Below are 11,172 nucleotides of genomic sequence, written 5' to 3'. Positions count from 1 at the left end.
ATCTTTGCCGAAGACTTCCTTCAGATTACACCTCGCGATGAACACCCTTGTCGTTGGCTGGACGCTTCCCGCTGTTAGGGCGCGTTGGGGACTTGCACCCGTTAGAATACGTTCGTGCTGGGCGAACCAAGAAAAAGCCCCGTAATGAATACTCATTACGGGGCTTTAAACTATACTGAAACGGTATTACATCAAACCTCTGTTCTTTAACAAAGGAGCTGTACCGGGTTCTTTTCCTCTAAAATTCTTGTACATATCCATTGCATCATCAATTGCTCCGGGAGTAAGTACGTTATTACGGAATTTGATGGCTTTGTCCTGATTAAAGATATCGCCTGTTTCTTTGAATGCTTCAAAAGCATCGGCATCCAGCACCTCTGCCCAGATATAGCTATAATATCCGGCTGTATAACCACCACCCATGGTATGATTAAAATAGGTAGAACGATAACGTGGAGGAATCTGCTTAAGCAAGCCTCTTTTATTCATTACGTTTGCTTCAAATTCCATTGCATCCAGATTGGCAGGAACCTCTTTCAGAACATGGTAATCCATATCAAGCAACGACGCAGCCAAATACTCTACAGTAGCAAATCCCTGACCATATTTTCCGCTCTTTTCAAGCTTTTCAATCAATGCAGCCGGAATTACTTCGCCTGTTTTGTAATGTTTAGCATATACCTTAAGCACTTCTGGTTCAAATACCCAATGTTCCATAATCTGAGAAGGCAATTCTACGAAATCGCGCGGTACACTTGCTACTCCAAAATAATGAACATCTCTGAAAAGGCTGTGTAATCCATGACCAAATTCGTGGAATAAAGTACTTGCTTCATCGGCACTTAACAATGCAGGCTGATCTCCTGCAGGTTTACTGAAGTTACATACAATCGTAACAACCGGAGCAAGACGTTTGCCGTTTTCATAGGTTTGCGAACGATATCCGCCACACCATGCGCCTCCTCTTTTGCTTTCACGTGGGAAAAAGTCCATATACAACACACCCAGATGTGTACCATCTTTGTCTTTGCATTCAAAAGCCGTTGCTTCTTCGTGTGGTGTTGGAATATCTTTAATTTCAGTAAAAGTGATTCCATACAACTTATTAGCCACATAGAAAGCTCCATCGCGTACGTTGTTTAATTCGAGGTACGGACGAACTTCATTTTCATCCAGATTGAATTTGGCAATCTTTGCCTTCTCAAAATAGTAACGCCAGTCCCATCCTTCGGGTTCGAAGTTACCACCCTCCTTCTTTATTTCGGCTTTAATGTCGGCCAATTCATCTTTTGCCTTGGCTAATGCCGGTGTCCAGACTTCATCCAACAGAGCGTAAACTTTCTCGGGAGTTTTAGCCATACGGTCTTCCAACATAAATGAGGCGTAATCTTTGTAACCCATTAATTTAGCCTTTTCCAGACGAAGTGTCACCAGCTTCTTTACCACCTCTTTATTGTCGGATTTATTTCCGTTGTTACCACGGTTGATGTAGCCGTTGTAAATTTTTTCGCGTAATGCTCTGTTGTCAGCGTACTGTAAGAATGGCATTACACTGGGATTATGAAGCGTAAACAACCATTTACCTTCCAGTTTAGCAGCTTTAGCTGCATCGGCAGCCGAAGCAATCAGACTGGCCGGCAGACCCGAAAGATCTTCCTTCTTATCGATAATTAGTTGAAAATCGTTGGTTTCCTTCAGCATATTCTGACCAAAAGTAAGCTCCAACATAGACAACTCGCTATTTAGTTCGCGCAATTTAGCCTGCTTTGCAGCATCCAGATTCGCTCCGCCACGTACAAAGTCTTTGTAGGTTTCTTCCAGCAACTTAGCCTGTTCTTTTGTAAGATTAAGCTTTGATTTCTGATCGTAAACAAACTTTACACGCTGAAACAGTCCGGCATTCAGCTTGATATCGTCGCGGTGCTTTGAAAGCAATGGCGAAAGTTCGCGGCTGATTGCCTGCATTTCGTCCGAAGTATTGGCACTGTTCTGTCCATAAAACACAGCACTAACTTTCGATAAAAGTTTACCACTCTGATCTAGAGCTACAATGGTGTTCTCGAAAGTAGCTGCGCTACGTTGCTTAACAATGGCATTAATCTCCTGAGCCTGTTCTTCCATTCCTTTTAGGAAAGCCTCTTTGTAATGCTCCAATTTAATTTTGTCGAAAGGAGGAACCTTAAACGGCGTAGTGTATTCGGCAAGAAACGGATTCCCGTTAGCCTGCACACCTTGAGCCGAAACATTTGTCCAGGCTCCCAATACAAAGGCAACTCCTGCAGCCATAAGCATTTTCTTCATTCTTGTTCAAGTTTATTTATTAGTATATACAATTATTTATCACAAAGATAACAGGGTTTCGGAAAACATCAGCTTTTAAGTTATCTTATTTCTTTTCAAAAGCAGCCTTGGCACAAGCGTATCCTTCCTCGTAGAAACTTGTAAGCTTGTCAACATCCCGTTCAATCCGATCTACTACTACATCGCGTATCGGCCTTATCACCAGAGCCTTGCCATCGGCTTCAAGTTGTTCGATATATTCGATGGTTTCGTTGTAGCGTTGATAGCGAAGCATCAGCTCGCGCCGTAGCTCGGGATATTTCCGGAAAACAAACCCCGGAAGTTTTTGTTGTTTAACAGGTTTCCTATATCCTTTGTTTCGCGTAAGCACAATCACATTCCGTGAATTCCCGTCAGCTTCCGATTTTCGAATGGGCAATGCATCACATACTCCTCCGTCTACCATTGGGATTCCATCTACATAGGCAATCGGACAAAGAAGCGGCAAGCTACAGGTTGCTACACAAATATCAAGCACCCTTTTCTCATCCTGTTTTTCTTCAAGGTAAACGGCTTCTCCAGTAAGGCAATTACTCGTAACCATTATAAAACGTTCCGGCGAATTAAAATACGTCTGGTAGTCGAACGGGTAAATCTTTTTAGGAAACACATTAAACAACAAATTAAAATCCATGATATTACGCTGTTTAATGAACGTTTTTAAGCCCACGTAATCATACTGCTTCATCAAATCGATGTTGCTGTATCTGGCCCTTCCACGCTGGCGCGCAGCATACGAAATTCCGGTGGTAGCCCCTGCCGAAACTCCAATGGTATAAGGGAAATAGATTCCCTTATCCATGAAATAGTCCAATACTCCGGCGGTAAAGGTGCAACGCATCCCTCCTCCTTCCAGTACAAGTCCTGTGTAACCGTCCATCTTACGGCAATTATTTATTGGCCAGAGCCTGCTCTATATCTGCAATAATATCATCTGCACTTTCAATACCCACCGAGAAGCGGATTAAATCCGGAGCAACTCCTGCGGCAATCAACTGTTCGTCGGACAATTGACGGTGCGTATGACTGGCCGGATGAAGCACCGATGTACGGGCATCGGCAACGTGTGTAACAATGGCAGCCAGTTTCAGGCTATCCATAAATCTGATAGCCACATCGCGTCCGCCTTTTAAGCCAAATGTAACAACACCGCATGAACCCTTGGGCATGTATTTTTGTCCCAGTTCGTAGTATTTGTTACCTTTCAAACCGCAGTAATTAACCCAGGCGACCTCTTCCTTACCTTCTAAGTATTGGGCAACTTTAAGCGCATTTTCGCAATGACGGGGCACACGTAAATGTAACGTTTCTAGTCCCAGATTCAATAAAAAAGCATTTTGCGGAGATTGGGTGGAACCCAGGTCGCGCATCAGCTGAACCGTTGCTTTGGTTATATAGGCTCCTTTACCAAAAGACTCCGTATAGGTTAATCCGTGGTAAGAAGCATCCGGCTCGGTTAGTCCCGGAAACTTGCCCGGATATGCATTCCAATCGAAATTACCACTATCCACGATGGCCCCTCCTACGCTGCTGGCATGTCCATCCATATATTTGGTCGTAGAGTGAATTACTATATCAGCTCCCCACTCGAATGGACGGCAATTGATAGGTGTAGCAAATGTATTGTCTACAATCAGAGGAACTCCCTGACTGTGGGCTATCTGGGCAAACTTTTCTATATCGAGAAACTTAATCCGGGATTGGAAATAGTTTCGGCAAAGAGCGCCTTGGTATTAGGCTGGAACGCTTTTGCAATCACATCCACCGGAGCGTCCTGATCGACAAAGGTTACTTCTATTCCCAATTTCTTCATCGTAACAGCAAACAAGTTAAACGTTCCGCCATAAATAGTGGAAGCGCTCACGATATGATCGCCTGCAGAACAGATATTAAACATGGCATAAAAAGAGGCTGCCTGTCCCGAAGAGGTAAGCATAGCTGCCGCACCACCTTCCAGGGCGCATATTTTTGAAGCTACTGCATCATTGGTAGGATTTTGCAAACGGGTATAAAAATAACCACTTTCCTCCAAATCAAACAGTTTAGCCATCTGATCGCTGGTTTCATACTTAAATGTTGTACTCTGATAAATAGGAAGAACACGAGGTTCTCCTTTTTTCGGACTCCATCCTCCCTGTACACAGAGAGTATCCGGCTTAAATACATTACTCATCTCAAATTGTTATTAATAGATCGTTCGATATCATTTTTATGGCAACAAATGTAGTCATTCCCAATCAAAATAATACCGAATCGTCGCTTCTTTATAATCGGAAGCATCTATTTAGTCGGGCAACACCACTTCATTAGCAAGCGGTTGGTTTTCCATAAAGGCCTTAATGTTCAATAAGGTTGTTTCGGCGATGTTGTGCAGGGCCTCTTTCGTAAAGAATGCCTGATGCGAAGTTACAATTACATTGTTGAAGGACAACAAACGCGCAAGTACATCGTCGTCTATTATTTTGTCGGATTTATCCTCATAGAAGTAATCTCCCTCCTCTTCATACACATCCAGTCCGGCTGCTGCAATTTTCTTATTTTTCAATCCCTCTATCAATGCATTGGTATGAATAAGCAATCCCCTGCCCGTATTAATAATCATCACATTGTCTTTCATTTTACATATTGAGATATCATTAATCAGATATTTGGTTTTATCTGTTAGCGGACAATGTAACGAAATAATATCCGACTGTTTGTAGAGTTCGTCCAATGTAGTGTATGTTATACCCTGTTCTTCGGCAAAGGCATAATCCGGATACAGATCGTATGCTACAATATTCATTCCAAATCCTTTGAGAATCTTAATCAAGATCTTGGCAATCTTACCAGTACCGATAATGCCGGCAGTCTTACCATGCATGTCGAAGCCCATCAATCCGTGTAAAGAAAAATTACCATCGCGTGTTCGCCAATAAGCTCTGTGAATTTTACGGTTTAGCGAAAGCATAAGAGCTACAGCATGTTCGGCCACTGCATAGGGTGAATAGGCAGGCACGCGTACAATCTTCATTTTGCCTTTGGCTGCAGCCAAATCAACATTATTATAACCTGCACACCGAAGGGCAAGTAATTTTACTCCATTTTTCGCCAATCCATCAATAATCTCGGCATCGGCAGTGTCATTTACAAATATACATACGGCATCTGTGCCCTGTGTAAGTACCAGGTTGTTTTTATTCAGGTGTCCCTTATAGTATTTAATATCGTAATTAAAATCTTTATTCACCTGATCAAATGAGGAGATATCGTAAGGTTTTGCTCCAAAAAATGCTATTTTGTATGCCATAATTAATAAGTTTTAAGATAAAACAATATAGCAATATTGAAAGTTCGTTGCTTCTAACCGATTTGCTATAAAATATCTATCTTTGCATCCAAATAAGATTGACTTCCTATGAATAAAAAGCAACAGCTTAAAAAAGGAATTATAGTGGCAGCAGGTGTTTTACTATTAGTGTTGGTAACCCTTTTTGCAACCAGAAACCTTATTATTCAAAACTACGCGAACAAAAGGCTTTTGTCTTTCGAACAAAAATATTCTCTCCGGATTCATTATAACGACCTGCGGATGGAAGGACTGAATGGTCTGCATATTGAAGGGCTTTCGGTTATTCCTCTAAACTGTGATACATTTTTAAAAGCAGGTAGCATTGAGGTTCAGTTTGATTTTGCGCGCTTATTGCTATTAAAAGCGGATGTAAATACGGTAACCATGCACGGACTGCAAGTGGATTTTATAAAAAAAGATTCTATAAATTCCAACTTCGATTTTATTTTTAAGGCGAATGATAGGGCTCCGAAGATTTCTAATAAGGACTCGGAAGATGTAAAACAAAACGAATCGGCTCATTTTGGTGAGAATATCAGGCAAACTTTCAATCTTCTTTTCAGTGTATTGCCTTCTAACGGCTATTTACACGACTTTAAGGTGAGCTATCAAGCTCCTGGTTACCGGTTGTTTATAGATGTGCCCCAGTTAAAGATAGATAAGGATCGTTTTAAAACAGAGATCCGTGCAGAAGAAAATGGCATGATAAGCAATCTTATTTCCGAAGGAGTATTATCGAAAGCCGACAGAGATATTGAGGCCCGGTTATACTCAAAAGATACCAGTAAGGTTTCACTACCTTTTCTTCATTACCGGTGGGGAGCCGATCTTAAATTCGACACCTTAGCCTTCGAAGTGCGTGAAAGCAAAGCTCATAGCGATGTTCGTTTGTTAACAGGCAAAGCTTCTGTAAGTGGATTAACTCTGTTTCATTATCGTATTTCGCCCGAAATTGTACTGCTTGACAATGCTAACTTTACATATTCAATGAAAGTTGGCGATAATTATGTAGAAGTAGATAGTTCGTCGCAGGTACATTTTAATGCACTGAATTTAAATCCGCACTTACGTGTAGAAAAAGATACGTCATGGAAAGTAAAGCTTTCGGTTAATAAACCGGAGTTTCCGTCGGAAGAATTGTTTGCATCTTTACCAAAGGGGCTGTTTAGTAATTTAGAGGGAATTAAAACCAGCGGAAAACTTTCCTACCACTTCCTGATGGATGTGGATTTTGGAAATGTGGACAGTTTAAAGTTTCAATCATCACTCACATCTCATCAATTTCGTATTCTTTCGTTTGGAAATACCAACCTAGCCAAGATGAATGAACCATTTGTGTATACAGCCTATGAAGATGGAAACCCGGTTCGAAGTTTTATTACCGGTCCGGAAAACCCTAATTTCCGTCCGCTTACAGCTATTTCGCCTTTGTTGCAAATGGCCGTGATGCAATCGGAAGACGGTGCTTTCTTCTATCATAACGGTTTTTTGCCGGATGCCATACGTGAAGCTCTGATTCACGATATCAAGGTTAAAAAGTTTGCCCGGGGAGGTAGTACCATCAGTATGCAGCTTATTAAAAATGTTTTTCTGAGCAGGAACAAGAATATTGCCCGCAAACTGGAAGAGGCTCTTATTGTATGGCTGATTGAAGGAGGCCGTCTTACCTCCAAAGAGCGAATGTTTGAGGTATATATGAATATTATCGAATGGGGACCAATGGTCTATGGTGCACAAGAGGCATCCCGCTTTTATTTTAATAAGGATGCTTCTGATTTAACCGCAAACGAGGCTATCTTCCTGGCAAGTATCGTTCCTAAACCGAAGCGGGTGAAGTGGAGCTTTAAGGACAACATGCAGCTAAATCCTGTGCTGGATTCATATTTCAGGCTATTGGGAGAGCGCTTGGTTATTAAGGGAGTGATAACGGAAGAGGATGCTGCAAAAATAAAGCCCGAGATAACAATCTCGGGCCCTGCAAAAGATTTTCTTTTCTCCGGAGCCAATGCCACAGATAGTGTACCTGCACCGGAAGAAGCTGAAACTTTAGATGTATTTCCTGATATGTAGTCTACTCTTCATGTTCAACGGCATCGTAACTTAACACAATTTTACGTGCAACATACGTTTCGTTTCCGGCCTTATCTGTGCAATAGACCATCAGGTGGTAGTTACCGGGAGTTGCATTTTCCGGGATAATAATTTCGTGATGATGTACCAGTGTATTTTTCAATCCCGAAACATCCCACGATTTCGAATAGGTGAAATCTACGGTTTCGGATACAGCCTTTGTATGATTATGCCCATCAAAATTATTATGGATATCTACTTTGTATGATCTCAGTTCTGTATCGTCCGAGAGTTCCATTTCAAAGTGCACCGCTGCACCTATTTTCAATGCATGACCATCTTCGGGTTCAATCAGATTGATTACCGGCTTTGAAACATCTTCCGAATCATTGGTACAAGCAGAGAACAATGTTGAAAACAGAAGAATAGCTGAAATATAAACTAACTTATTCATTTTAATAGAGTTTTAAAAGGGATTTTAATTAATAATTGGAAATTTCGTCCCGGTTCGGGGATTTCAATTTTCCTGTAAAAACTTAAGTGATTATAATACCTGGTATCAAACAGATTATTAGCCGATATAGTGACTTCCAATTTGTTTTTCTTCCACGGTATTGAAAAGCTTGCCCCGGCATTGAATAACTGCGCCCCTGGAGTAGGATCTTCGTTTCTGGCTATGCGATTCTGAGCAGCAATATATTCATGCTCCAGATAAAACCGCGTTTCCCCGGGGTGATACGATAGATTGGTGCGCACGGATGCCGGTGGCGAGAAGCTCAGGGCCGTATGAGCCTCGAGGTTGTAGGTGTAGACATATTCGCCCGAAACTGCAAGCGTCAGATCGTGAAGTATATCTACTTCTCCGGATATTTCACCCCCGGTAAACAGAGCCTCTACTCCCGTATACCTGTAAATCTGACCGGCATGAGGCAGAATGGACCACTCTCCGGTTGGCTGGAGGTAAATGTAATTGGTAAACCAGCTTACAAAAGGAGACAATTCGAACCGAAACGAGTTGCCATGAAATGTATATCCCATATCCAACTGCCAGCCCTGTTCCGAATCCAATGTAGCATCGCCCTGTTCGTGTCTGAACGTGCCATGATGTACTCCGTTGGATGCAAGTTCGTTGGCTCCGGGCAAACGGAAACTCCGACCGATATTTATTTTTGCCGTATGTTTATCCGACGGTGTATATACAACTCCAACGGATGCTGCATAGTTGGCAAAAGAACGATCTGTTTCAAAGCTTCGCTGTTTATAGAACCGGATCGTCTCCTCACTGTATCCTCTTTGTTGAAGGTAACTTTCCAGATAGAAGTCTTCAAACGGCCTAATGTCTATATGTCCATAATCAAAGCGCACTCCACCGCTGAATGAAAGTACTCCTGTAGGATTAAATGATGCCATGTAATAGGATCCGGCAGTCTCACGTTGATAACGAGGTAATAAAAAGCCGTACCCTCCTATTTCATTCTTTTGGTATTGTAAATCGATGCCTACGGTATGTTTCCAATTTTCATGCTGTAGAAAAGTCCACTTCATGGCGGAACTGAAGGTATTTAATGTAAACTGCAATTCCAGATCGGGATTGATTACCGGCGCTTGTTGATTTCCATAGTGCGTATGGAAAAGACTCCGTTCTTCCCTGCGGTTATTCTGGTAACCAAGATTCCATTCTACAAGATTCTTACCCAGAGTAAGCTGCTGACGGAATTGAGCTTTAAAATGATTTACTTTACTGTAAGGGAGATCAATGTCTCGCGAGTTTCCATCATCTTCTACCCTCGAAGCGTCTGGGATGCCATGTGCTCCGGGGAAAAAACCTACTTTCTGATAGGCATTACTCAGAAACAGCTGACCTTGATAGGTCGATTTACGGTAAGATACTGATACCGAGGCATCTCTTTCAATACCTGCTGTATTCTTCATCCGTCTGTTATATATAGGTATCTGCCGGGTTAAATAGACAATCGAATCGGTTGGAACACGATAATCGCCAAAATGTTGTTCGGTAAATCGTGTCTGAATATACCAGGAATCCTTCTTGATACCAAGCATAGCAGATCCTCCCAACAAGTTATTGTTGGTTTTACCTAACAGGTTTACCTCCCCAAACAATTGATTGTCTAAAGGTGGTGGCAACTGCTTTATTTCAAGCACTCCTCCCATTGCATCGCTTCCATACTGGAGCGATGCCGGACCTTTACGGACTTCAACACGCTCTACATTGAAGGCATCAATTTCTAATCCATGGTCGGCACCCCATTGCTGACCCTCCTGCCGAATTCCGTTCTCAGTTACTGCCACCCTGTTGAATCCCATACCTCTGATTACAGGTTTAGAAAATCCCGAACCTATATCCATGGACTGAATCCCGGGAAGCTTACCCAATGTCTGCATCAGGCTACCCGAATGAAATTCGCGCAGGAATTCTTGCCCTATCACTTCTACAGGTACTGCCTCTGCCCGGTTGCGGCCAGACATATAGTTATTTGTGACTACCACTTCGGGCAGACTAACCTTGAGTGAATCGGGATATAGCGCATAGGCGTTCGCAGAAATGCACAACGACAATACGCCCGAAATATATCCGATACGCATAAACTTATTTTATTAGATAATTATAGATAAAGATATTTACCTATAAAACAGGAGGGGCACGCAGATAATAGCAGAAAGGCTCTGCAAAGGATCCTTTGCAAAGATAAACAGCTTGATTAATTTTTGTATAGGTTCGGTAAAGATCCAGGTGGAAGATTACCGGTTCTTCGAAAGGCAAAAGATGGAACTGACAAATGGAACAGTCGTCGGGAGCAGATTCTTCGTGATGATTTTCGCAGGTACCCGTATCGCAGGACTTGTGATGGTGAAATTCTTTCACAAAGCCCAACGGTGCTATTGAAAACATCAATAACCACGCAAAGAGAATCTGTTTTGTAATCTTTCTTTTCATCAACATCCGTTCAGTTCACAACTCCTATAACCAAAATGGTTCGCAGATTGTTCAGCCCGGAACAAATAAAAAAACCTGTACCTTCGTGATCAACTATCACACAAAAGTACAGGTTCTTTCTGGTAATTTATAATAAATTGGATGCCAATTCGGACAATTCGCTGCGTTCGCCCTTTATTAAATTAATATGGGCAAACAACTCCTGACCTTTCATCTTGTCTACCATATAGGCTAATCCGTTGCTCTGGGCATCAAGATATGGAGAGTCAATCTGCTGAATATCACCCGTAAATACCATGCGGGTTCCTTCGCCGGCACGTGTTATGATCGTCTTCACTTCGTGAGGTGTAAGATTCTGTGCTTCATCTATGATGCAGAAAGTCTCGGATAGACTTCGTCCACGAATGAATGCAAGCGCTTCTATCACCAGCTGATTGTTTTTTTGTAAATCGTCAATCCGCCTTATGTCCGGACT

8 protein-coding genes and 1 pseudogene are annotated in these 11,172 nt (G+C 42.1%); 1 reads left to right on the top strand and 8 read right to left on the bottom strand.

Annotated elements, in window-relative coordinates; translation table 11 throughout:
* Window positions 1–186: 186 nt before the first annotated feature.
* The 4 genes and pseudogenes from AB7E53_RS12855 to AB7E53_RS12840 all read right to left on the bottom strand — a co-directional run bounded on the left by AB7E53_RS12855 (window position 187) and on the right by AB7E53_RS12840 (window position 5,629).
* A complete protein-coding gene (locus tag AB7E53_RS12855) occupies window positions 187–2,301 on the bottom strand; it encodes a M3 family metallopeptidase (RefSeq protein WP_079683225.1) in 2,115 nt (704 codons plus the stop codon).
* An 85-nt stretch (window positions 2,302–2,386) separates the two neighbouring features.
* On the bottom strand, window positions 2,387–3,220 hold the full coding sequence (locus AB7E53_RS12850) for a patatin family protein (RefSeq protein WP_371689548.1): 834 nt from the start codon (window positions 3,218–3,220) through the stop codon (window positions 2,387–2,389).
* Window positions 3,221–3,230: 10 nt separating this feature from the next.
* Window positions 3,231–4,513 (bottom strand): annotated as a pseudogene (locus AB7E53_RS12845) (O-acetylhomoserine aminocarboxypropyltransferase/cysteine synthase family protein).
* Window positions 4,514–4,624: 111 nt separating this feature from the next.
* Complete coding sequence (locus AB7E53_RS12840) at window positions 4,625–5,629, bottom strand: 2-hydroxyacid dehydrogenase (protein ID WP_068186688.1); 1,005 nt, start codon at window positions 5,627–5,629, stop codon at window positions 4,625–4,627.
* Between the two features lie 108 nt (window positions 5,630–5,737).
* Here AB7E53_RS12840 and AB7E53_RS12835 point away from each other — a divergent pair, with 108 nt between their 5' ends.
* Complete coding sequence (locus AB7E53_RS12835) at window positions 5,738–7,741, top strand: transglycosylase domain-containing protein (RefSeq protein WP_446776076.1); 2,004 nt, start codon at window positions 5,738–5,740, stop codon at window positions 7,739–7,741.
* A gap of 1 nt (window position 7,742) precedes the next feature.
* Here the strand turns inward: AB7E53_RS12835 and AB7E53_RS12830 are convergent, their stop codons facing one another.
* From AB7E53_RS12830 to AB7E53_RS12815, 4 genes are all read right to left on the bottom strand, one after another.
* A complete protein-coding gene (locus AB7E53_RS12830; RefSeq protein WP_446776074.1) occupies window positions 7,743–8,195 on the bottom strand; it encodes a DUF4625 domain-containing protein in 453 nt (150 codons plus the stop codon).
* Window positions 8,192–10,345 (bottom strand): TonB-dependent receptor, encoded by a 2,154-nt coding sequence (locus tag AB7E53_RS12825; RefSeq protein ID WP_446776072.1) that lies wholly within the window; start codon window positions 10,343–10,345, stop codon window positions 8,192–8,194. The genes AB7E53_RS12830 and AB7E53_RS12825 overlap by 4 nt, the downstream gene beginning before the upstream one ends.
* 40 nt (window positions 10,346–10,385) lie before the next feature.
* Entirely contained in the window at window positions 10,386–10,697 is a 312-nt protein-coding gene (locus tag AB7E53_RS12820) for a hypothetical protein (RefSeq protein WP_139376603.1), read from the bottom strand.
* 127 nt (window positions 10,698–10,824) lie between these two features.
* The coding region (locus AB7E53_RS12815) for a PhoH family protein (RefSeq protein ID WP_446776070.1) at window positions 10,825–11,172 on the bottom strand (348 nt) is incomplete at its 5' end.

It is taken from the genome of Macellibacteroides sp. (genome assembly GCF_050251695.1).
In the GTDB taxonomy this organism is placed as follows: Bacteria; Bacteroidota; Bacteroidia; order Bacteroidales; family Tannerellaceae; genus Macellibacteroides; species Macellibacteroides fermentans.
This window is presented reverse-complemented; position numbering and strand designations above follow the sequence as displayed.